This is a genomic window from Psychrobacter frigidicola (genome assembly GCF_007997305.1).
Taxonomy (GTDB): domain Bacteria; phylum Pseudomonadota; class Gammaproteobacteria; order Pseudomonadales; family Moraxellaceae; genus Psychrobacter; species Psychrobacter frigidicola.
Genome location: NZ_VORZ01000001.1, coordinates 1,362,482 through 1,385,633 on the forward strand (window position 1 = coordinate 1,362,482; position 23,152 = coordinate 1,385,633).

The window sequence follows — 23,152 nt, forward strand, 5'->3', positions numbered from 1 at the left end:
TCTTAACCACGTAGACCGATAAACTCTTCGCGACCACGATAGCTAGCACGAACTTGCTGTTCAATACGGAGCAACTGATTATATTTTGCGACGCGATCTGAGCGGCACAACGAACCCGTTTTAATTTGACCTGCGGCGGTGCCCACTGCTAAATCAGCAATAGTACTGTCTTCAGTCTCGCCTGAACGATGAGAGATAATGGTTGCATAGCCATTTTTCTTAGCCAAATAGATGGCATCAAGCGTTTCTGATAACGTACCGATCTGGTTAAATTTGATCAAAATTGCATTGGCAATGTGCTTATCAATACCTTCTTGTAATATAGCAGGATCAGTCACAAATAAATCATCACCAACCAGCTGTACTTTATCGCCGATTTGTTCTGTCAAATACTTCCAACCATCCCAATCTGACTCATCAAGACCATCTTCAATAGAGATAATTGGGTATTGACGAGCTAAATCGACTAAGTAGTCCGAAAACTGTTGACTATCAAAGGCTTTATTGCCCTCACCTGCCAAGATATATTTACCATCTTTATAAAATTCACTCGCTGCACAATCCAAGGCTAGATGAATATCTTCGCCTGCTTTGTAACCTACTTGGTCAATGGCTTGCATAATAACGGTGATGGCTTCTTCACTGGTACGTAAGTTCGGTGCAAAGCCACCTTCGTCACCCACTGATGTACTTAGACCTTGTGATTTAAGCACCGATTTTAAGCTATGGAAAACTTCAGTACCAGCACGTAGCGCCTCTGAAAAGCTGTTAAAACCAACTGGCGTAATCATGAACTCTTGAATATCAATAGTGTTGTCAGCGTGCTCGCCACCATTAATGATGTTCATCATGGGGACTGGCATGGTCAATGACGTCTGATTACGTAAATCAGCAATATACTGATGTAACGGTAGGCCTTTTGACTGGGCCGCCGCTTTTGCAGCTGCAAGTGACACTGCCAATATAGCATTAGCACCAAGGTTGTCTTTATTACTAGTGCCATCGAGCGCAATCATTGCGTCATCAATACGCTGTTGCTCTGTCACGTCGGTGTTCATCAAAGCGCTACGAATTTGACTATTGACGTTAGCAACGGCCTTTTTAACGCCTTTACCCATATAGCGATCTTTGTCGCCATCACGTAGCTCAATTGCTTCACGTGAGCCCGTTGATGCACCACTAGGCGCAGCTGCTCGGCCAATAGTGCCATCAGCTAAAATAACATCAGCTTCAATCGTTGGGTTACCGCGCGAGTCTAGAATTTCACGGGCGCGAATGTCTTTAATTTGGGTGACGTTCTTGGTTTCTTCAGCGTACATAGTGTCTATTAATTCCTTTGGTCATGCCAAGTTTGTGGGATAAAAAAGGGTCAATAAAATAAAAAAGCAATCAAATTAGTTTATCGATCAATTCATCAATCAATTTATAAAATCATGGTATAGCCAATCTACTACCAATTACTCCTATTCAAAAATAGATTATAAAGGCAGTTAGGCTAAAAATTATACTTAGCTACAGTGATTCGCATCATAGCATAAAACCCATAAAACATCGCCCATCTTAATGCGAACCATTATGGATTAAGTTAAGCTTTAATAGTGCTATTTTTATTGGCGTCAGGTTCAGTCGTTGTGACGGTATTATTTAATTCTACAGCCGTTTTAAAAGTAGTCAAACGCAGTGCATTCATCAATACGGAGATGGAACTGAGCGCCATCGCTGCTGCTGCAATCATCGGATTTAAGAAACCAAAAGCAGCGAGCGGAATACCAAGACAGTTATAAATAAAAGCAAAGAACAGATTCTGTTTAATATTGCGCACAGTTGCATAAGCAATTTTTTGCGCAGCATCGATATGCATTAAGGACTCGCCCATTAAGCGCGCAGAGGCGCTATGTTGCGCAACATCCGTACCTTCAAACATCGCAAAACTGGCATCAGCTGTTGCCATTGCAGGTGCATCATTAACACCGTCGCCTGCCATCGCTACTTTATGACCTGCCGTTTGCAACTTAGCAATTTGGCTGGCTTTATCACGCGGGCTCATCCTACCGTAAGCAGCTGTGATGCCTAACTGTTCAGCGACATGGTCAACAACCGATTGTTTATCGCCACTCATTAAAATCACATTAAGACCTGCATCTTGCAGCGCAGTAATTGCTTGCGGCGTATCCGCTTTTAAATCATCTGCTAATGCGAAAGCACCTAATGCTTCATCGTTAATACTAACGGCAACAGTACTGGCAATCTGCCATACCTTGGGCATAAATTTCGGTAGGGTTAAGTTCGCAAATTCAGCAGTACCGACTTTTACAATACCAAGACCTGCAATTTTTGCTTGGATACCAGCGCCTTTAATAACACTGATATCAGTAACTCCTAATAGCGGCAAGCGACGTTCTTTCGCAGCATTGACTACCGCTGTCGCTAATGGATGACTGGCATGGACCTCGACACTAGCAACCAGCTGTAATACATCATTAATAGCTATTGATTTATCAACCATCATTTGCTCAACGATGGCCGGTTTACCAATAGTTAAGGTACCAGTTTTATCCAATACAACCGTATCGATATCGCCTGCAGCCTCCAAGCTTTGCGCGTCTTTAAACCAAACACCATGACGCGCCGCCACACCCATACCGGCCATAATAGCAGCAGGTGTCGCTAGCCCAAGGGCACAAGGACAGGCAATTACTAATACTGACACCGCATGCATTAAAGCAGTATCGACCATGCCGGTGAGCCACCACGTCAGCCCAAAGGTAAGCAGTGATATGGCAACGACTACGGGCACAAAGATGGCGGTAACTTTATCAGCAAGGCGTGCCAGCTTCGCTTTTGAGCCTTGAGCATCACTAAGCGCCTGTACCATATCACCAAGCTTAGTATCACTACCTTTAGCACGGACACGATATAGCAAGCTGCCATTTTCAACCAAAGCACCCGCTAATAACTCATCACCCTCTTCTTTTTTGAGGGGGACTGACTCACCGGTTAAGTGACTCTCAACACACCAGCCACTACCATCGATGACTGTCCCATCAGTTGCGACACGACTGCCTTGTTTGGCGCGTAAGATATCATCTACTTGTACATCTTGTAGTGAAACATTATGAAAGTCGCCATTGGGCTGCTGCTGTTCAACCTGATCAGGCGTTAATGACAGCAATAAGTCGATACTATTTAGGCTATGTTTTTTAGTGCGTTCCTCTAAATATTTACCAGTACGCACAAACGCAATGACCATCACCCCTGCTTCAAAATACACTTCAGGGCCATGATTAGCAGCGTCTTGTAGCATGCGACCCATACTACTGTCACCATGAGTCAACCATATATAAGTCGAATATGCCCAAATAGTCACCGTGCCAAGGACGACCAGTACGTCCATATTGGCCAGACCACCTTTAATTGATGCCCATGCGCTTTTGTAAAATGGCAGTGCCAATCCAAATTGAACAATCGTTGCTAATATAAACTGGATCCAAACCGGTGGCATCCACGCCATTCCTTGACCAATCAGCATGCCTGCCATACCAACTAAAAATGGCAATAGACAAACCCACAGCGCAATCAGTCGCCACGGCAAACGAGTAGCCGTATCTTCATCCGTTTGTGCAAACAAACTATCAGCGGCTTGCAGGTTTGCCACAAATCCTGTTTTATCAACCCATTCAGTAATTTGTTCCGGTGTCGTTGTCGTTGGATTATAGTCGACATTAGCTGTCTCTCCTGCGAAGTTGACGCTTACCTCATAGATAGCAGGCTTTTTATTGAGCACCTTTTCAATTCGCGACGCACACGCCTGACACGACATACCCTCAATTGCTAGTTGCAAATGAGCGCGCTGCGGCTGTAACTGAGTATTGGACTGAATATCAGTTTCTACGTCGTAGGATGGTTCAGTGGTGCGTGATACATCATTCATAACTAAAACTCGTCATGGTATTTATAAAATCATAGGAGTGTAACAGGATTAGAATATGCCATCGGATTAATTTATTTGTACCGATAACAATAAAAGCAAGTCTTACCTTGAGATTAGGCTCTGATTTGAATTTTCAAGTAGGCTCATGTCAAGAATGACATCATTATACTAAAAAACATACTGAAGAGTCTATTAACAACGATAAGGGTGCTTAATAGTTACAGCTCACTGCATTCACTAACTAAGCCTAGCAGCTTTATTTAGTACTCTTCAACAATGAGTAACCTTAAAAAACCCCTAAAAATTCCATGAAAAAAAACCAGCTATGATAGCTGGTTTTTTATTTATTACTTACTTAGCTTAAGAATTCGCAACGGTTGCATCAAATCCAGCATCTTCAATGGCAGCGGCGATTTTATCAGCGCTGGTTAGTTGGTCATCGAAAGTGACGGTTGCTTGATTATCAGTAAGTTCAACAGAGATAGTGTCTAAACCTTCAATGTCAGCGGTAGCAGTATGGATACTTGCTACGCATCCACCGCAGGTCATACCGTCAATTTTAATAATACGAGTTTGATTGGCCATGGTAGGCTCCTTATTGTTATCTATCAAAGTTTATAGGCTAGCTAACCATTGCTACTAATTAGTAACTGTTGTCAGTTAGCACATCTCCACATTAAGCCATCTCTATCTTAACATCAAGGCAGCTTAGTAGGGCTTTACTCATGGTAACGTGGATTTTGCGGCGCATCAATGGGATATGGCTGCGTAACATAGTCCACCATACTAATCGCTGCAGTAAATGCATGAATGCTGGTATCAGTATCATCATAGCGTATTAATGCAGTATTAGTAGCAGGATCAAGCTCTATCGCAGTCACCCCTGTAATGTTCTTCAATGCCACCATTACACTCTCAAGACCTTCAATATCATCAATATTTTCGATACTTACCTTTGCAGTTTTAATCGCCATAGTCTTATCCTTTTATTGTTGTAGACTGATCAATAAATATAATAAGCTTTAATCATTAATAGAGGTATGACTTTTAAGTTATTCAGTATCTAAAATATCGAAACCTTTAACTAAGTCATCAATTTGCTTTAATTGCTGCAAAAAAGGTTCTAATTGGTTCATACGCAGTGCACAAGGGCCATCACACTTTGCCGTTTCGGGGCTAGGATGCGCCTCTAAAAACAACCCTGCCAAACCCGTTGCCATACCGGCACGTGCAAGAGTGGTAATCTGCTCACGGCGACCACCAGCACTGTCACTACGCGCACCCGGTTGTTGCAAGCTATGAGTCACATCAAAAAATACCGGCACATTCATCTGCTTCATCGTATCAAAGCCCAGCATATCAACCACTAAGTTATTATACCCAAAAGCACTACCACGCTCACACAGGATAAGTTTGTTGTTACCTGCCTCAAGGCATTTATTCATAATATGACGCATCTCATGCGGCGCTAAAAACTGAGCCTTTTTTATATTAATAATTGCACCAGTCTTAGCCATCGCCTCTACCAAATCGCTTTGTCTGGATAAAAAAGCAGGCAGCTGAATAATATCAGCAACCTCAGCGACAGGTGCGGCTTGATAGGGCTCATGAACGTCAGTAATAATCGGTATTTGGTATTTCTCTTTAATTTGTCCTAGCCAGTCAATACCTTTCTCTAAACCAGGCCCGCGAAATGAATGTAAACTTGAACGATTGGCTTTATCAAAGCTGGCCTTAAATACATAGCCGATGCCTAAACGCTCACAAATATCAATATACTGCTCAGCAATCTCAAAAGCCAACTCCTTTGACTCTAAAACGTTCATACCGCCAAATAATACAAAAGGTTGATCATTACCAATATTGATGATGCTGCTATTAGGAGTATTCAACTGAATATGCGATTGTGCGGTTAATAAATTATCCATAAACGTATAATCCTGTTTATTGTTATTGATGACTTTGTTATTAACAATCTGGTTATCGATGCTACCAAAGTTATTGTAACCGATAGTATCATTAAAAAAAGCCCTAGACGTAACTTAACCATTCAGTAGCTTAATTAGCTTAATAGCCAGAGACTAGGTATTTCACCCTTATAGCTTTAAAAAGACAAAAAAAGACCAATCCGGAGATTGGTCTTTTTTATTGCTTGGAGTATTACTTGCTAGCGCTATAAGTTTTCGCGGCTTTTACAAAGCTATTAAAGAGCGGATGACCACCACGTGGTGAGCTGGTAAATTCAGGATGGAACTGTACGGCGATAAACCAAGGATGATCTGCAATTTCTACCGCTTCAACCAAATGTTGCTTGGCTGAATAACCTGACATGGTCATTCCCGCTTGCTCCAATGGCTCAATGTAGCGATTGTTCATCTCATAACGATGGCGATGGCGCTCAGTAATAGTACTAGCACCGTAAATTTGGCTCAGTTTGCTACCAGCGACCAGTTCAGCTTGCTGCGCGCCTAAACGCATCGTGCCGCCCAAATCTGAATCATCACTGCGAATTTGTAACTCGCCGCGCTCATCCATCCACTCGGTAATCAGGCCTATAATAGGCTCAGCCGTCTTGCGATCAAACTCAGAAGAGTTAGCATCAATATTCAGCACATTACGCGCATATTCAATCACGGCAAGCTGCATACCAAGGCAAATACCTAAGTAAGGAACATTATTTTCGCGTGCATAAGTGATGGCTTTTATCTTACCCATCGTGCCGCGTTCACCGAAACCACCAGGAACTAGAATGGCATCAGCATCACTTAACCGTGCCAATAAATTATCGTCATCCTCTAAACGTTCAGCATCAATATAGTCAATCTTGACCGCTGCTTTATGAGTGATACCTGCATGTAATAATGCTTCGTTAATAGACTTATAAGCATCAGGTAACTCAACATATTTACCGACCATTGCCACGGTTACCGTCGACTCTGGATTAAGCTGAGCTTCGACCACTTTATCCCAATCACTCAAATCTGCTTCCGGCACATCCAGACCAAAACGTTCACAAACGAGGTCATCAAGATCTTGCTCATACAGCGTACGCGGAATCTGATAGATACTCTTGGCATCTTCACACATAATAACCGCACGCTCTTCAACGTTGGTGAATAGTGAGATTTTACGGCGATTATCAAGAGAGATATGATGCTCAGAGCGACAAATCAAAATATCTGGTTGCAGACCAATAGAGCGCAACTCTTTCACCGAATGCTGTGTTGGCTTGGTTTTGGTCTCACCCGCACTGGCGATGTAAGGAACGAGTGTTAAATGCATCAGCATGGCACGATTGCGACCGAGCTCTACTTGCATTTGGCGTACTGCTTCCATAAAGGGTAATGACTCAATATCACCAACCGTACCGCCAATCTCAATAATAGCAACGTCATAACCTACACCACTAGCAATGATTTTGCTCTTGATCTCATCGGTAATGTGCGGAATAACTTGTACCGTACCACCAAGATATTCACCGCGACGCTCCTTATTCAATACATTTTGATAGATGCGACCGCTAGTGAAGTTATTACTCTTACTCATTTTTGAGTGGCGCAAGAAACGCTCATAATAGCCCAAATCTAAATCCGTCTCTGCACCATCCTCAGTGACGAATACCTCACCATGCTGGAACGGACTCATCGTACCCGGATCAACGTTAATATACGGATCCATCTTAGTCATCGTCACGCTAACACCACGGGCTTCAAGGATTGCGGCAAGAGAAGCGGCAGTAATACCTTTTCCTAGTGAGGACACTACCCCACCGGTCACAAATATAAACTTGGTCATAGTACTCATCAACAATTGGTAAAGGAGGATTTTACTAAAAATGCGTTATGAAATATAGAGCAAAAGCTCAAACTCTTTTAAACTATTCGTTTTTAGTGTCCGACTATCATATCGTACTAAGCCTTTAAAAGGCACTAACAAAAAAACCCATCCCAAAAGATGAGCTTTCTATCGTACTGATTATTGTCATAGGCTATGTGCCTATTGGTTATTTAGATGGTTATTTAAAACTTATATTCTAGACCACCACCAAATGCAAAGACATCAATGTCTGAATTGATCATGTCATAGCGCTCAAACTTCTCTTCGCCTTTTTTGTTTATCTTATTAATCTTACTAACAGCGACATAATCTGCTAAATTCCGACCAATATAAGCATGGGCAGTAATATCTTTCTTAAACTTATATTTACCACCTAGAACGACTTGATCGGAGTTGGAGTTACTAAAGCCATTTAGATTATCTGTTTTGTTGTACTGAAGGTAAACAGAAGCAGGCTTCGCAAAATTCTTTAGATCCATCTCGCCACTGACCACGAGACCTTTCTCCTTTTTAGCACCAGCAAAGTCATAGTCTGCTTGCTGATACATCACCCCGAGCGTTACTGGCGCTTCAATATATTTGTCTAAATCGGCCGTAGCAGTAGCACGGATAACGTTACCACCGTAGTCGACTTTATTTTTTTTCTTTGAATCCGTCGTATTTAACAGATTAATATCGTCATTGATATCCATGTCTTTACTATAGGCAAGACCCGCCGTAAAGCCTGTGCCTTTATCAAACAATAATGACGCGCCAAAGCCATTACTAGCGTTTTCAAAACTCTCATCAGCCGCATACTGTAATGCCAGCTCTAGCGGTAAATCTTTATATTTGGGCGCAATCCAAACGATAGAATTACTTTGACGTGAGTCATCTAGCATATTGAGTGCGCGAAGTTCATTCTCACTTTTAAGCTTAGTATTCCCTAGATTGTCCCAATAGCCTTCAGTTAAGGTGACGTTATTCACATAGCCAAGGACTGATGAGTTACGACCAACGCGGAACTCACCGAAGTCTTTATTGACCACACCCAGATAAGTATCACGGCTTTTAAAATCTCTTTTGTCCCCATCAACACCAATACCATACTCTAATTTATAGATAAGGTCAGTATCCGCAGATAGCTTTTCAGAACCTTTAATGCCTAAACGTGAAGAATGCGAGTTAATCTGTACTGTATTTTCATCGTAATCATTCAAAGCGTCGGTTCGCTCATTGTCATTAAGACGAGTTTTAATATCGGCTTCGGCATTAACATAGTCAGCGGTAACAAATACTTTACCGTAGAATTTTGGTGCTGCTTGTACTGTTGATACAGATAAAGCCGCGATTGCTGAAGCTAAGATTAGTTTTTTCATGGAAATATCTCAATGTAATGATTTTAGTGAAGGACTGCTTTAAGACATCAGAATTTATAATAATGTTGTCACAAATCCCAAAAGATGTGACAGCATGGCAAAAATAAAGAAGCGCAAGCATGTTGTATGATTGCTATCAAACTAATATCTTAGTTACAATTATAACAATTCTGACATAATTTGGAATATTTCTACACATAATTTATATCATTTTCTGAATTAATGGACTATAAAACTTCTAGATCTTAGCGTCTCTATATATTGACGTGCTAAGTATGCAAATAGCGACAATAAAAAAACTCATCCCTAAGGATGAGTTCTTTTATCATGATATCTATACAAAGGTTAGGCTTAGAATTTATATTCTAGACCGCCACCCACTGCGAAAACATCGATATCTGACTTATAATTGCCATAACGAGTGTCAGTAACGACTTCTTTGCCATTTACGACAGCTACCGTATCAATTTTACCAGGACGGACGTAGTCAGCTGAATTTTGACCAACATAGGCATGACCAATCATGTTTTTCTTAAACATGTACTTGCCACCTAGTACGATTTGATCAGATTCTGCATCACCGAAACCGTTCAAGTTATCTGTTTTGTTGTACTGTAAGTAAACTGAAGCAGGCTTAGCAAAATTAGTTAGACCCATCTCGCCACTAACAACGAGACCTTTTTCTTTATCAGAACCGTTAAAGTCATAGTCAGTTTGCTGATACATCACACCTACTTTTACAGGATAAGTGACATACTTGGCTAAATCAGCACTTACCGTACCACGGATAACATCGCCACGATAATTTTGATTACCCATAATCTTTGGTAACAATGGATTAGAGTTGTCTAATAAATCAGCTTTTTCTACTCTAACATCCATATCTTTACTATAGGCAAGACCTGCTGTGAAGCCAGTACCTTGGTCGAACATTAATGACGCACCATAACCGTTTTTGCTATCAACAAAATTTTCATCAGAAGCATACTGTAACGCAAGCTCTAATGGCAGGTTATTATATTTAGGGGCAATCCAAACGATTGAGTTGCTTTGACGTGAGTCATCTAGCATGTTTAGGGCTCTAAGGTCATTTTCTGACTCAAGCTTACTATTGCCTAGATTGTCCCAATAACCTTCAGTTAAAGTGACGTTATTGACATAACCAAGCACTGATGAGTTACGACCAACGCGGAACTGACCAAAATCTTTGTTGACCACACCTAGATAAGTATCACGGCTTTTGAAAGTATTGTTATCACCATCAATGCCAATACCATATTCTAATTGATACACTAAATCAGTATTAGCAGATAAGGTTTCAGAACCTTTAAGGCCTAGACGTGAAGCATGTGAGTTAATCTCTACTGTATTCTCGTCATAGTCTATTAAAAATTTGTCTGCTCTCTCGTTTGCTCTAAGATTCATGTCTGATTCAGCGTTGACATAGTCAGCAGTAACGAATGCTTTACCATAGAAAGTCGGTGCTGCTTGCGCCGCAGATACAGATAGAGCAGCGATTGCTGAAGCTAAAAGTAATTTTTTCATGGGAATATCTCCACTTTACAATTTTAGTAAGGGGCTGCTCTCATTTAAGCTAGAACCCAAAATGGTATCGTCACAAATCTTCAAGGATATAATGTGTAACTGGCTACCGAAATTAGTCAGAAACAAGTGTGGCGAAGTTCTATTACCGTAAGATGAAAAAACACTGACTTACATAACTAATACTAAGAATGTAACGTTGATGTAAGCTTAGGTCTTATGCACACTACTTTGTAACATTCGTTACCAAACTCATACTTCGATTACAAGCATAACAACTTTGACATAATTTGCAACATTTTTTTTGGTTTTGTATGATACTAATACTGCAGAAATCTTACTAAAGTAGCTCTAATAGATAATCTCCAAGTCATACCAATAACCATAAAAAAGCACCCCTACCTGCCAAAGCAGATAGGGGTGCTAGATTCATCTCAAATATGTGAAATGATAGTGATAAGACTATGAAATAGCTAAGCTTCTCTTAATGAACTTGTATTAATTTATAAGCTGCCTTTTAGCGCACGACGCGCATGATGCAACAGTGGCTCAGTATAGCCACTAGGTTGTTCGCGACCTTTGAAAATCAAGTCGCAAGCAGCTTGAAAAGCAATAGAATTATCAAAATCTGTCGCCATTGGCTGATAACTGGGGTCATTGGCATTCTGCCCATCAACGACTTTTGCCATGCGTTTCATGACTTCCATCACTTGTGCTTCAGTGACGATGCCATGCAGCAACCAGTTGGCAATATGCTGGCTTGAGATACGCAAGGTAGCTCTGTCTTCCATCAGACCGACGTTATTCACATCAGGCACTTTTGAGCAGCCAATGCCTTGGTTTACCCAACGTACGACATACCCTAGGATACCTTGAGCATTGTTTTCAAGCTCTGTCTGCGCTTCTTCTGCTGTCCACGCGGTGTCTTTTGCCAAAGGAATGGTTAAAATCTCATCAATATTGGCGCGTTTACGAGATTTCAGACGACTTTGCACCTCTGCAACATCGACCATGTGATAATGCATACTATGCAAGGTGGCACCAGTGGGCGACGGCACCCATGCGGTATTAGCACCCTCTTGTGGATGAGCGATTTTTTGCACCATCATCTCTTTCATGTCATCCGGACGCGCCCACATACCTTTACCAATCTGACCATGACCCTTAAAACCAGTCTCTAAGCCAATATCTACGTTCCACTGCTCATAAGCGGGCTGCCATTCTTGAGCTTTCATTTTAATCTTACGCACGAAAGGTCCAGCATTCATACTGGTGTGCATCTCATCCCCAGTACGGTCTAAAAAGCCCGTATTGATAAAAATTACGCGCTCTTTGGCTTGGCGAATGGCTTCTTTGAGATTCACCGTCATGCGGCGCTCTTCATCCATGATGCCCATTTTAATGGTATAACGTGGTAATCCTAAAACATCTTCAGAGGCGTTAAACAAATCATTAGCAAACTTCACCTCATCAGGGCTATGCATTTTTGGCTTAACAATATACATCGAACCAGTACGCGAATTTGCGCGCTCAGTATTTCCTCGAATGTCATTCAGTGCCATCAATGGTGTCATGAGCGCATCCATAATGCCTTCAAAGACTTCTTCTTGACCATCCCCTAAATCAACAAGGATAGACGGATTTTGCATCAAATGACCCACATTACGAATCTGCAATAAGGCGCGACCGGGCAAAATAAGCTTGCCGCCTTCTGGCGTGGTATATTCGCGGTCTGGATTTTGTCGACGCGTCTGCATCTCGCCATCTTTTTTGAAAGTATCTTGCAAATCACCATTCATCAGACCAAGCCAGTTGCGATATACCGCCACTTTACCATCAGCATCTACCGCCGCAACAGAATCTTCACAGTCTTGAATCACACTAATTGCCGACTCTAATAAAACATCCTTGATAAATGCCGGATCATCTTTACCGATTGGATTATTGGCATCAATCTGAATCTCAACATGCAAGTTATGATTCTTTAACAATATCCCTGATGGGCTGTTCGCATCGCCAACATAACCGACAAACTTACTTAGCACCTGCAATTCAGTAGTTGTCTCGCCTTGCTTGATAACAAGTTGACCGTCTACCACATCGAAACCTGTCACCTCAGTATAAGAACCTAATACCAGTGCAAAATGCTCGTCTAAGAAATTTTTGGCATAAGCCACCACTGCTGCACCACGTTTTGGGTTATAAGCGCGGGTGGTCTCTTGACCATTGTCTTCGCTAATCACATCCGTACCATATAGCGCATCGTATAGACTGCCCCAACGCGCATTGGTCGCATTGAGTGCATAACGACCATTTTTTACCGGCACAACCAACTGCGGACCTGCAATCTCTGTGATTTCTTTATCGACATTTTCAGTGCTGATTTTAAAATCATTACCTTCTGGCAGCAAATAACCGATATCTATCAAGAACTGCTTATAAACAGGGAAATCAATCTCACCGTTTTTGGCAGGATGGTCTAAATGCCACTGATCAATTTTGTCTTGTAACTCAGTACGGGTTGCCAACAGAGCCTTATTGCGTGGTGTAAATTCCTTGACGACCTTCTCAAAACCTGTCCAATAACTCTCAGAATCGACTCCGACCGTCGGTAGCACTTCATTTTCTACAAAGTTATACATTAGCGGATCAATGGCAAGAATGCCTTTCTGGATGCGACTAGCGTGAGAATCCTGGCTCATAGTGGTGTCCTTATCATGTCGTGAAGGGTTTCAATGTTGGTTTAGCGCGTCGGCTGCTTAAACCAATCAATGCAAAATATTATATTCAGTCCATACAGCGCTAGCAGACCAAACCGAAAAACGGATATAAAAGTTTCATAGTACATCATGCTCAAACTTATATTAAAAACCCTTCAGTCATTTCTAATTTTTAATATAAAAAAATCATGATTCATTAATAAGCGTAAAAATAATAATGCTTACCACAAAAACAAAGTACCAACAGCGGCTAGATTATGCTTTATCATCAGTGCATCTTATAAAAAATAGAGTTGTACGTTATAGTAATATAATGATAGAAAAATGGTCGCATAAAGCTATAAATGGCTATTTTATCTGAGCAAAAATCACTCTATTGGATGATAAAAAATCAGATAATGAGCTAAAATCCGCCTTCTCAGCACTATCATACTCGAAGCACTATCAATAGTAAGACAAAACGTCTCAAAAACAAAATGCATCCTACTATCAAAAAATAAAATAAACAGTAAATTACCATTTATTAAATAAATAGTGAAGTTTTATAATAATGATACTCTATAGCACTCATACCTTTAACAGTACAATCTATCTCATTATAGTAAATGGTTAATAGTTGTTTATAAAGTGTAAGTAATCATTACAAAATTTGTTTATGCTTAAATGCTATCTACTACAGTAATTTTTTCTTTACTATTACCAACTCTCCTCATTTAAAATACTATCCAGTGAGATAAAAAAATAACGATTTCTATAAATATAGACAGATTTAATAGACTAAATAATGATTTCTAATATAGGCCCATACAATCATGACTACCCAAAAAACCAGTATTAGGGAATTAAAATCTCAGCAAGAAGATAGTGTGGATATTACTCAGCTACGTGTACCAATAAAAGTGGATCTCACACCTATATATGAATTTTTGGGCAGCAGAACCTCACAAGTATGGGTAGACACCGCACTCGCTAATTTGCCACTGATTATCCAAGACCATGCTAACTGCGAAAAAAAAGCCGCAGGTACGGCAATGAACTTAATTTTTCGCTATGAGTTTTCTTATGAATTGCAATGTAAGCTTGCTCAGTTAATCCGTGAGGAGATGCTGCATTATGAGCAAGTACTCGGCATCATGAATGAGCGTGGGCAGGATTGGGAATATCTGAGTGCGGGGCGTTATGCTAAAGGCATGCTAAAACAAAAACGCACCCATGAACCTGCGGCAATGATAGACGTATTGATTATTGGCGCATTTATTGAAGCGCGCTCTTGTGAACGCTTTGCGGCGTTGGCAGCGGAAATTAATGATACACGTTTGGCTAAATATTACCGTTACCTACTTAAGTCGGAAAGTCGCCATTTTGAGGATTACTTGGCGCTAGCACAATCGTTGTCTGAGGATAGTATTGATGAGCGAGTGGCGTTCTTTAAAGGTATAGAATCTGAGCTAATAACGAGTCCTGATAGTGAGCTTCGTTTTCATAGTGGAATGCCAGCTTAGATTTTTCTCTAAGAGACATTCCACTATGATAGCTGTGAAAAAAGCCATACTATCGCTTTATGATTAAGGCTAACGATAGTAGGGCTGATTTTTTATATCTTAATATTAGATTTAGTATCACTTTTACTTTTTCATATCCGCGCTGTCGTATTGCTTATGATCTTTAGCTACATTATGCAGATCGTGATCCGGTGTAGCCCGTTCAGCCGCTGCTGGATTGACCTTTTGCAGCGCGTCATCAGGGACGACACCTTTATTGTCAGCAGCATCTCTTAGTTTATAAGTTTTGTTACTATCTTCATGACCACTATTCATATCCTTTGAATTACTCATAATTACTCCTTATTATGGTTATTATTTGTTGAATATCTTAATAAGTCTAATGAGGTAAAGGTCTCAACATAATTCTTACCTATTCTTAATCTTTTTCGTCAGGGTTTAAAATACGACTCTGCGCATTATCAAGAGTGGCGTAGCGGTTCACATCGTTAATACCTTCGCTTTTCGGCTCCTCGCTACCCACCGTATCCTCGTTAATACCCTCGTCAAATGGCGTACCACCTTCTTGATCACGGCGATCTGGCTGACGGGCTGACTCATCACCCTCATTAACGTGCTCTGAATGCACTACTCCCTCTTTAAAGGTGTCTGTACCTTTATTAACCGTTGTGTAGTCTTCAATATCTTTATCATCAACCTTATGGTTATTGATAGTGTCCCGATTATTGATATCATCACCATCAATGTATTCTGAACCTACTACACTTTCTCGAAAAGTCTCTGCACCCTTATCTACATTAGTGTGGTCTTCAATATCATCACCGCTGGACATAACATTATAATTATCATGATGGATGTCATCATGATTATGATCGCCATGTGCGGCATCATCACTAACATATCTGGTGCCTATCACTGTTTCTAGCAGCGCTTTGGTACCTTTTTGTTCAGTGTGGCTTTCAATGTGATTAGTACCCTCAAAATTGTCATGAGCAGGTACACTATTAGTGTCAGTATTAGCATTAGTGTCAGTAATGCGCGTTTTGGTTAATGCAGGATCTTTGGTTTCCATGATGTTGTCCTTAAAAAATAGTGTCGTTGAATATCTTAAACTACTACCATTAAAATCTGAACAATGACTATGATTACTTTTATTTTGCTGGGTGTAATCTTTACTACTTTAGCCACTATTTTTTTAGCAGCCAATTTGATAATTGTTTTTTATCAATCGTTCTTATATATCATTCCCTTCTTGGCTTAAGTTAAAGGCGCTCAAATCACCAACGTTTTTACCGCCATCAGGAATATCTTCATCTTTACGTGGGTCAGCATAAATCTCATCGGTTTCTTGAGATTTTTGCTGAGGTCCCTTTATATCTGGATCATTCTTACGCCCTTCATAGCTACCTTCTGGGTTTTCTGGCGCTAAAGCCGCAGGATCATCAACAAATACTTCTTCTTCGTTGTTCACAGTTTTTTTATTGATTTCTGGCTGAATAGTCATAGCAAATCCTTCGCATGTTTAGTATTACAGGTCATTTATTTTTTAAATCTATTTAAACTTTATTAGGTACTCAATTAATCGTCAGTACGGACTTCTGCATCGATAAAAGGGGTTGCCTGCTCTTCGGTTAAGGGTTCTGGTTTATCGGTTTGTTTTTTGTCTTGCAAGTTTTTTTCGATTTGCTGTACGTTTACATTATCAGCTGCTTGTTTAATGTCTGATGTATCATCATTATTTGTGCTCATCGCAAATGCCTTTCATTATTTATAATTTTAGAGATATGAACTGCTTAAACTTTTCTTGTCTAATCTCGATTATAGATATAAATTGAACTTATAAGCCAGTGTATTGCAGTATTAATATGTGAGTATGTGTGAGGTTGAAATATAGTTTGTAACCAATAAAAGAAAAACCAAGCTCAGACTGTAGCCTGAGCTTGGTTTTTGGTGATTAAAAAGTTCTGTATTAGAGATTAGATATGTAGGTTCTATCTATTTAGATAATTCCAGTTAGATCACTCTCATTCTACTCACTTTTTATTCGCCAACGCGGTTGATGACTTTTAATAGGTAATCTTGAGCAATATGTATTGGTTCATTCTCTGCGGGCTGATTTTGCTGCCAGTACCCTTTACCATCTAGCGTCCACGATTGCATATTATCTTGTAGATAGTTTATCAATCCGTCCTGATAGATTTGTTTAAATAAGGCTTTATCCTCAATCGGGAACGCGACTTCAACACGGTGGAACAGATTGCGATCCATCCAGTCGGCACTCGCGCAATACATACGCTCATCACCGCTATTATAAAAATAATAGACGCGGGTATGCTCTAAGAAACGACCGATAATAGAACGTACGGTGATATTTTCTGATAAGCCTTGCACTTGCGGACGCAGACAACACATAGAGCGAAGAATCAGCTCAATCTTGACGCCTGCTTGCGAGGCATCATAAAGCTTATCAATCAGGCGACGTTCAGTCAGTGCATTCACCTTAATGATGATATGAGCACGCTTGCCTGCTTTGGCATGGGCAATTTCTTCATCAATAAAGCTCATGAGCTTGTCATGCAAGGTAAACGGCGCATGCAATAGCTTTTTAAGATTGGCAGGTTTACCCATACCCGTCAGCTCTTGGAAGATTTTATGCACGTCCTCTGAGATATCAGGATCGGCTGTGAATAGGCCATAATCGGTATAGACTTTTGCATTGGCTGCGTGATAGTTACCAGTGCCCAAATGCACGTAGCGGCGAATACGATTATCTTCACGGCGGACGATGAGCATGAGCTTAGCGTGGGTCTTGTAGCCAACAATGCCATACACTACTACTGCGCCGGCTTCCTGCAAGAAGTTGGCGACTGCAATGTTAGACGCTTCATCAAAGCGCGCACGCAGCTCAATAACCGCGGTGACTTCTTTACCATTACGAGCAGCTGCAGCAAGCGCTTTAACAATCTCTGAGTTGGTACCAGAGCGGTATAAGGTTTGTTTAATCGCTAAGACTTTTGGATCGTTTGCCGCTTGCCACAATAAATTGATGACTGGAGTGAACGAATCAAAAGGATGATGTACTAGCACATCGCGCTTGCGCATAGCGGCAAACATACTCGTGGTTTTATCCAGCTTATCAATATCACGACGAAATGCTTTAGGGACAATGTGCGTAAAAGGCTGATAGCGCAGTTCTGGAATATTAAAGTCAAACAATAGACGCGTTAAATTCACCGGGCCATTGACACGGTAGAGCTGGTTATTATGCAGGCCAAACTCATTCAATAAGTAATCGCTGATGGGCGTTGGGCAATCGGTAGTCACCTCTAAACGTACTTTGTCACCAAAGCGGCGGTTTTCAAGCTCGCCCTCTAATGCCTTGGCAATATCATCCACATCATCCGCTAAATCTAAATCCGCATTACGCGTCAGTCTAAATTGATGACAACCAGTAACATTCATGCCCGGAAATAACTCACCGATGTGCTCATGTATAACGGCTGAGAGCATGACATGGTGCTCTTTACCGCCAGTTAACTCATCTGGCAGACGAATCACGCGCGGTAGACTGCGCGGTGCAGGAACGATAGCCAGATTAATATCACGACCAAAGGCATCTTTGCCTTCTAACGTCGCAATAAAGTTTAAACTTTTATTAACCAATCGTGGAAATGGATGCGCCGGATCAATGCTAATCGGAGTCAATACAGGGGAGACTTGCTCAATAAAGTAGCGCTTCATCCATGCTGACTGTTCCGCATTAAGCTCATCGCGCTTCAGATAACGAATATCTTGTTTCGCTAACGCTGGCAGGATATCTTCATTAAGAATACGGTATTGCTCAGCAATAGCCTTGTGAGTGATTGCTGATATCTCATTAAGGACTTCACTTGGGCGCATACCGTGCGGGGTATCAGCAACGTTGCCAAGATTCAGCTTTTGCATGATTCCAGCCACACGGATTTCAAAAAATTCGTCCATATTGGAGGAGAAAATAATCAAAAAGAATAAGCGTTCTAGTAATGGATGACGTGGACTGGCCGCTTGCGCTAAAACCCGCAGATGAAACTGCAGTAAGGACAAGTCACGGTTGATATAACTGTTTGGCGAATAAGTGCCATCTTCTGAACGCTGCCATCCAATCTGAGTCAGCGTGGTCGTACTATCTTTTGCTTTTATTGACACTGACTTTGATATGGTAGGCGTTGAAGTTTTTGGAGTGGCTTTTGTTGATACCGTTGCTAATGTTGTTGATGCCTCCTTGACTGAGGCCTTTGGTGCTTTAGCTGCTGGTGTAGTCTTGACAGTAGAGGATCTTGGTTTTCTGACAGTTTTAGATTTTTCAGGCGTGGTCAGTGCAGTAATCGACATATCAGTAACCTGAGTGTGGGCGTTAATGCTTGCAGAGTCGCTGTCTTTAGCATCACTGTCTTTTAAGGCGCTGTTTGTAGAAACATTAACATTGTCAGTAGGTCTATTCTTATCAATTTGCGTTTCTATATTGTTTTGAGCGACAATTTGAGTGTCTTTTTTTTGCATGATTTTTTCTTGATTAGGTTTTTCCTGAATGTTACTTTTTTCTTGATTGTTCTCTTTTTCAGAATAGCTATTTTTAACACTTGTACTCTGGTCATTATTTGCGCTGGTCATGCAACTTCTCCCCTAATAGCGTAACGATATTACTCATATTGGCATTAATAATTGTTTTTTAGCAAGTTACTTTCAGAAAAGCAGCTTATTAAAACTTGTTTATTTTAGTCCTAACGGCCTGCTTTGTCTTTTATTAAGATAAAAATAAGTGCAGCTCGCGCTCAATATCTTATGGTAGCACCGCATTATTCATGCGTTTTTTAATAATACGTTGTTTATTACGCAGACCCCTGTCGCTCTGATTGTCTCCGTAATATTTTGGATTGGTCAACATTCCTATAAGTAGTGCTGACTCGTCACGGTTCAGCTTAGCGGCAGACTTATTAAAATAATGATGGGCCGCGGCGTCAATACCATAGATACCCTTGCCAAATTCTGCCACATTCAGATAAGCAGTTAGAATGCGTTGTTTGTCCCATAACTTTTCAATCATGACGGTAATAACTGCTTCCTCACCTTTACGCACATAAGAGCGATGCGAGGTCAAAAACAGATTTTTTGCCAGCTGCTGCGTAATAGTTGAGCCACCTGCTGACATCGTACCAGACGCTTCATTCTTTTTCCTTGCCGCCTCAATACCATCAAAATCAAAACCATTATGTTGGCTAAACTTAGAGTCTTCACTGACAATGGCAGCTTGCTTAGCCGACTGAGCAATAGCGTCGTAGTCCGCCCAAGTTTGAGTAACACTGCCCCCCGTCAACCTATGAGTGAGCATAAACATACTGTTATTAATTGGCTGTGTTTTCCATATTAAAAGCAATCCCGCTACCAACACATGAAAGGCCACTACCAGCAGTAGCACTGCCCATAATAGCCGTTTTATAAATTTGCCAATACTTGTCATGCGTGCAATATCCAAGTGATTAAAGAATAAATAAACTGAAGAAGACAGGGTAGCGCATATCAGTGTTCAGATATGAGTATGTAGCTATTGTGGTAAACAGCAGGCTATCTTACCTAATCTCACAATCGCTGTCATTATTTGCCCGCTTTCTTTATGATAGAAATCATAGCAAACCCTATTAAGAATCCTAATTTCTTAACATTTAGAATAAAGTCTAAAACAGCAAGGTTTCAAATAAAAATTATTAACTGTCCTAATAAAAACAAGAGTATAAGCATGAATAAAAGTACGAACAATAACGACACTATAAATAAGCTACGAACACATATCCTAACGTCTATCCCTACTCTTACTCATGCTGAACTTCAAGACGAATGGTGGTTATTGGGGACGTCTGGCTGTCATTTATGTACGATTGCTGAGCAGCTGCTAACAAATTTTCAAGCGGTGCAACCGGTTACTTATCAGCATATCGATATTGCGAATTTCGATGAAACTCTTATGATGCAATTTGCTACCACTATCCCCGTACTGCTCACCAAAACCCAGCGGTTAAACTATCCATTTTCGGTATTAGATTTGCAGCGGTTAGTTGAGGAGCATAATAACTATTAATAGTTTCCTACATTGATGCCAACCTTTGAATATAATTTGCTAGTAATGTGTTGATAACTTTAAGCTTTGTAGCCCTACTTTCCTTCACTTCTATTTTAATTTTTCACGCGCTCATTATTTGCTAGTAAAACCAATCATCTTTTGCTATGTTGATTTTATAGTCATCATAGCAAGTTGACTATGCGAACTTACTATTTGTGCCATCCTTGGAGTTTAAATTAATTACCAATCTAATGTAAAAAATATCAGTTTATAGAAAACTAATAACAATAAGTCGATTAATACCTAAAAGACATTTACTAACAAGGATTGTTAATAATGTATACCTTTCTGGCCTTAGCGCCCATTCTCGTCGTTCTCGTATTACTCGTGGTCATGCGCTTACCTGCCAAAATATCGATGGGCGTCGCCTATTTAGTAACCGCACTTTTAGCATTGTTCGTCTGGCAAGCGAGTGGTGCTCAAGTAGCGGCGGCTACTGCAAATGGTATTATTGTCGCGCTCACCCTGTTATTCATTGTCTTTGCTGCCATTTTATTATTGAATACGCTAAAAGAAGGCGGGGCTATTGTCGCCATTCGTAAAGGCTTTATGGATATCTCACCCGATAGACGCATTCAAGTGATTATTGTGGCGTGGTTATTCTGCTCAATGGTGGAAGGCTCATCAGGATTTGGTACTCCATCTGCTATCGGTGCACCGCTGTTATTGGCATTAGGCTTCCCAGCGATGGCCTCCGTTATGGCGGTGCTAATCATCCAATCAACACCTGTATCATTTGGCGCGGTTGGTACGCCAGTACTGCTTGGCGTTTGGACGGGTATCAATGATAAACAGGATATAACGCAGGCCATTGCGCCCCTTTCTGCTGAAAATTACCTACTACAAATTACGGGTAATATTGGTCTGATACATGCGCTAGTTGGTTTTTTAATACCATTAATTTTGAGTGCATTTTTGACCCGATTCTTTGGCGCAAGACGGTCTTTTATGGAAGGGCTTAAAGTATGGCCATTCGCCATCTTTGCTGGTCTTAGCTTTACCATTCCCTACTTCTTAGTTGCCAAGTATCTAGGCCCTGAATTCCCATCATTGGTAGGCGGTTTTATTGGTCTCATGATTGTCGTTCCTGCGGCAAAGCGCGGCTTTTTAATGCCCAAAGATATCTTTGATTTTGCGCCTCGCGCCAAATGGGACAAAGACTGGCTAGGGTCACTTCCAGAAGAGAAATATGATGATACAGTGGCACCGAAGTTTTCTTTAATGCGGGCGTTTTCCCCTTACATCATAATCATTGCCCTATTAATCATAACTCGGACTATTGCACCACTAAAAGCTTTTTTAACGGGAAATTTAACCACGTTAGAATTCAGTAATCTTTTTGGTACCACTATTTCTAGTAAAGTACAGCTTGCCTACTCTCCCGGCTCCATTTTAATTGTCACCTCATTACTGTGTATCTTATTGTTTAAAATGAACGGGAAAGCTGTAAAACGCAGTTGGAGCAGCTCGGCAAAGACCATGGTCGACGCTGCACCTGCTCTACTATTTTCAGTGCCTATGGTACAAGTGTTTATCAACTCTGGTTCAGCTGCTGAAGTCGCTAATGCATTACCTGCGATGCCAATATTGCTGGCTGAGAGTGCCGCTGGTGCTTTCCAAAACGCATGGCCTTTAGTGTCACCGTGGATTGGCGCAATGGGTGCGTTCATTGCAGGCTCAAACACGGTCAGTAATATGATGTTCTCCTATTTCCAATGGTCAACGGCCAGTCAAATTGGCCTTGATGGTAATCTTGCAGGTCAAGTAGTCGCATTACAAGCAGTGGGCGGCGCAGCGGGTAATATGATTTCAGTGCACAACGTAGTTGCTGCCTGTGCGGTAGTCGGTCTGATGGATAAAGAAGGGTATGTCATACGTAAGACACTGCTAGCAATGACCTATTATGTTATTCAGACCGGACTAATCGGTATGGGTATTATCTTCGGTGACATGTGGTGGTGGATATTGGCTGTCATTTGGCCCATAACATTCTTTGGAATTTTGGCACTTAGCGATAAAAAAAATGCTTCTAAATCAATATCAAACGGCTAAATTGGATAACGAATCACTTATTATGAATGAATCACAAGCCCTTGATCTGACGCTAT

18 protein-coding genes are annotated in these 23,152 nt (G+C 41.0%); 3 read left to right on the top strand and 15 right to left on the bottom strand.

What is annotated here, in order from left to right:
• Positions 1-2: 2 nt before the first annotated feature.
• The 9 genes from eno to ES754_RS05600 all read right to left on the bottom strand — a co-directional run bounded on the left by eno (position 3) and on the right by ES754_RS05600 (position 13,370).
• Entirely contained in the window at positions 3-1,319 is a 1,317-nt protein-coding gene (eno, locus tag ES754_RS05560) for a phosphopyruvate hydratase (RefSeq protein WP_147222797.1), read from the bottom strand.
• Positions 1,320-1,585: 266 nt separating this feature from the next.
• Positions 1,586-3,931 (bottom strand): heavy metal translocating P-type ATPase, encoded by a 2,346-nt coding sequence (locus tag ES754_RS05565; protein WP_147222799.1) that lies wholly within the window; start codon positions 3,929-3,931, stop codon positions 1,586-1,588.
• Positions 3,932-4,291: 360 nt separating this feature from the next.
• Complete coding sequence (locus ES754_RS05570) at positions 4,292-4,516, bottom strand: heavy-metal-associated domain-containing protein (protein ID WP_147222801.1); 225 nt, start codon at positions 4,514-4,516, stop codon at positions 4,292-4,294.
• A 134-nt stretch (positions 4,517-4,650) separates the two neighbouring features.
• On the bottom strand, positions 4,651-4,905 hold the full coding sequence (locus tag ES754_RS05575; protein WP_147222803.1) for a hypothetical protein: 255 nt from the start codon (positions 4,903-4,905) through the stop codon (positions 4,651-4,653).
• 78 nt (positions 4,906-4,983) lie between these two features.
• Entirely contained in the window at positions 4,984-5,859 is an 876-nt protein-coding gene (gene kdsA, locus ES754_RS05580) for a 3-deoxy-8-phosphooctulonate synthase (RefSeq protein ID WP_147222805.1), read from the bottom strand.
• A gap of 232 nt (positions 5,860-6,091) precedes the next feature.
• Positions 6,092-7,726 (bottom strand): CTP synthase, encoded by a 1,635-nt coding sequence (locus ES754_RS05585; protein ID WP_147222807.1) that lies wholly within the window; start codon positions 7,724-7,726, stop codon positions 6,092-6,094.
• 224 nt (positions 7,727-7,950) lie between these two features.
• On the bottom strand, positions 7,951-9,126 hold the full coding sequence (locus tag ES754_RS05590) for a porin (RefSeq protein ID WP_147222808.1): 1,176 nt from the start codon (positions 9,124-9,126) through the stop codon (positions 7,951-7,953).
• A 351-nt stretch (positions 9,127-9,477) separates the two neighbouring features.
• Entirely contained in the window at positions 9,478-10,671 is a 1,194-nt protein-coding gene (locus ES754_RS05595; RefSeq protein ID WP_147222810.1) for a porin, read from the bottom strand.
• A gap of 500 nt (positions 10,672-11,171) precedes the next feature.
• Positions 11,172-13,370 (bottom strand): malate synthase G, encoded by a 2,199-nt coding sequence (locus tag ES754_RS05600; protein ID WP_147222812.1) that lies wholly within the window; start codon positions 13,368-13,370, stop codon positions 11,172-11,174.
• Positions 13,371-14,200: 830 nt separating this feature from the next.
• Here ES754_RS05600 and ES754_RS05605 point away from each other — a divergent pair.
• Positions 14,201-14,890: a MiaE family protein gene (locus ES754_RS05605; protein WP_147222814.1), complete on the top strand. Its 690-nt coding sequence runs from the start codon at positions 14,201-14,203 to the stop codon at positions 14,888-14,890.
• A 123-nt stretch (positions 14,891-15,013) separates the two neighbouring features.
• Here ES754_RS05605 and ES754_RS05610 read toward each other — a convergent pair whose 3' ends face one another.
• The 6 genes from ES754_RS05610 to mtgA all read right to left on the bottom strand — a co-directional run bounded on the left by ES754_RS05610 (position 15,014) and on the right by mtgA (position 20,387).
• A complete protein-coding gene (locus ES754_RS05610) occupies positions 15,014-15,223 on the bottom strand; it encodes a hypothetical protein (RefSeq protein ID WP_147222816.1) in 210 nt (69 codons plus the stop codon).
• 85 nt (positions 15,224-15,308) lie between these two features.
• On the bottom strand, positions 15,309-15,962 hold the full coding sequence (locus ES754_RS05615; protein WP_201538818.1) for a hypothetical protein: 654 nt from the start codon (positions 15,960-15,962) through the stop codon (positions 15,309-15,311).
• A gap of 162 nt (positions 15,963-16,124) precedes the next feature.
• On the bottom strand, positions 16,125-16,394 hold the full coding sequence (locus ES754_RS05620; RefSeq protein WP_147222817.1) for a hypothetical protein: 270 nt from the start codon (positions 16,392-16,394) through the stop codon (positions 16,125-16,127).
• A gap of 74 nt (positions 16,395-16,468) precedes the next feature.
• Positions 16,469-16,639 (bottom strand): hypothetical protein, encoded by a 171-nt coding sequence (locus ES754_RS12085; RefSeq protein ID WP_170231076.1) that lies wholly within the window; start codon positions 16,637-16,639, stop codon positions 16,469-16,471.
• Positions 16,640-16,930: 291 nt separating this feature from the next.
• Entirely contained in the window at positions 16,931-19,540 is a 2,610-nt protein-coding gene (ppk1, locus tag ES754_RS05625; RefSeq protein ID WP_227677951.1) for a polyphosphate kinase 1, read from the bottom strand.
• A 169-nt stretch (positions 19,541-19,709) separates the two neighbouring features.
• Complete coding sequence (mtgA, locus tag ES754_RS05630; RefSeq protein ID WP_147222819.1) at positions 19,710-20,387, bottom strand: monofunctional biosynthetic peptidoglycan transglycosylase; 678 nt, start codon at positions 20,385-20,387, stop codon at positions 19,710-19,712.
• A gap of 276 nt (positions 20,388-20,663) precedes the next feature.
• Here mtgA and ES754_RS05635 point away from each other — a divergent pair, with 276 nt between their 5' ends.
• Complete coding sequence (locus ES754_RS05635) at positions 20,664-21,002, top strand: glutaredoxin family protein (protein ID WP_147222820.1); 339 nt, start codon at positions 20,664-20,666, stop codon at positions 21,000-21,002.
• A gap of 318 nt (positions 21,003-21,320) precedes the next feature.
• Positions 21,321-23,096 (top strand): L-lactate permease, encoded by a 1,776-nt coding sequence (locus tag ES754_RS05640; protein WP_147222822.1) that lies wholly within the window; start codon positions 21,321-21,323, stop codon positions 23,094-23,096.
• The last annotated feature ends 56 nt before the right edge of the window (positions 23,097-23,152 follow it).

What these genes read in the sequence shown, in the direction of transcription:
- ES754_RS05575 (WP_147222803.1), bottom strand. Translation starts at nt 4,905, where the DNA reads ATGGCGATTAAAACTGCAAAGGTAAGTATCGAAAATATTGATGATATT.
- ES754_RS12085 (WP_170231076.1), bottom strand. Translation starts at nt 16,639, where the DNA reads ATGAGCACAAATAATGATGATACATCAGACATTAAACAAGCAGCTGAT.
- ES754_RS05640 (WP_147222822.1), top strand. Translation starts at nt 21,321, where the DNA reads ATGTATACCTTTCTGGCCTTAGCGCCCATTCTCGTCGTTCTCGTATTA.
- ES754_RS05585 (WP_147222807.1), bottom strand. Translation starts at nt 7,726, where the DNA reads ATGACCAAGTTTATATTTGTGACCGGTGGGGTAGTGTCCTCACTAGGA.
- ES754_RS05620 (WP_147222817.1), bottom strand. Translation starts at nt 16,394, where the DNA reads ATGACTATTCAGCCAGAAATCAATAAAAAAACTGTGAACAACGAAGAA.
- kdsA (WP_147222805.1), bottom strand. Translation starts at nt 5,859, where the DNA reads ATGGATAATTTATTAACCGCACAATCGCATATTCAGTTGAATACTCCT.
- mtgA (WP_147222819.1), bottom strand. Translation starts at nt 20,387, where the DNA reads ATGACAAGTATTGGCAAATTTATAAAACGGCTATTATGGGCAGTGCTA.
- ES754_RS05610 (WP_147222816.1), bottom strand. Translation starts at nt 15,223, where the DNA reads ATGAGTAATTCAAAGGATATGAATAGTGGTCATGAAGATAGTAACAAA.
- eno (WP_147222797.1), bottom strand. Translation starts at nt 1,319, where the DNA reads ATGTACGCTGAAGAAACCAAGAACGTCACCCAAATTAAAGACATTCGC.
- ppk1 (WP_227677951.1), bottom strand. Translation starts at nt 19,540, where the DNA reads ATGACCAGCGCAAATAATGACCAGAGTACAAGTGTTAAAAATAGCTAT.
- ES754_RS05565 (WP_147222799.1), bottom strand. Translation starts at nt 3,931, where the DNA reads ATGAATGATGTATCACGCACCACTGAACCATCCTACGACGTAGAAACT.
- ES754_RS05635 (WP_147222820.1), top strand. Translation starts at nt 20,664, where the DNA reads ATGAATAAAAGTACGAACAATAACGACACTATAAATAAGCTACGAACA.
- ES754_RS05590 (WP_147222808.1), bottom strand. Translation starts at nt 9,126, where the DNA reads ATGAAAAAACTAATCTTAGCTTCAGCAATCGCGGCTTTATCTGTATCA.
- ES754_RS05595 (WP_147222810.1), bottom strand. Translation starts at nt 10,671, where the DNA reads ATGAAAAAATTACTTTTAGCTTCAGCAATCGCTGCTCTATCTGTATCT.
- ES754_RS05600 (WP_147222812.1), bottom strand. Translation starts at nt 13,370, where the DNA reads ATGAGCCAGGATTCTCACGCTAGTCGCATCCAGAAAGGCATTCTTGCC.
- ES754_RS05570 (WP_147222801.1), bottom strand. Translation starts at nt 4,516, where the DNA reads ATGGCCAATCAAACTCGTATTATTAAAATTGACGGTATGACCTGCGGT.
- ES754_RS05615 (WP_201538818.1), bottom strand. Translation starts at nt 15,962, where the DNA reads ATGGAAACCAAAGATCCTGCATTAACCAAAACGCGCATTACTGACACT.
- ES754_RS05605 (WP_147222814.1), top strand. Translation starts at nt 14,201, where the DNA reads ATGACTACCCAAAAAACCAGTATTAGGGAATTAAAATCTCAGCAAGAA.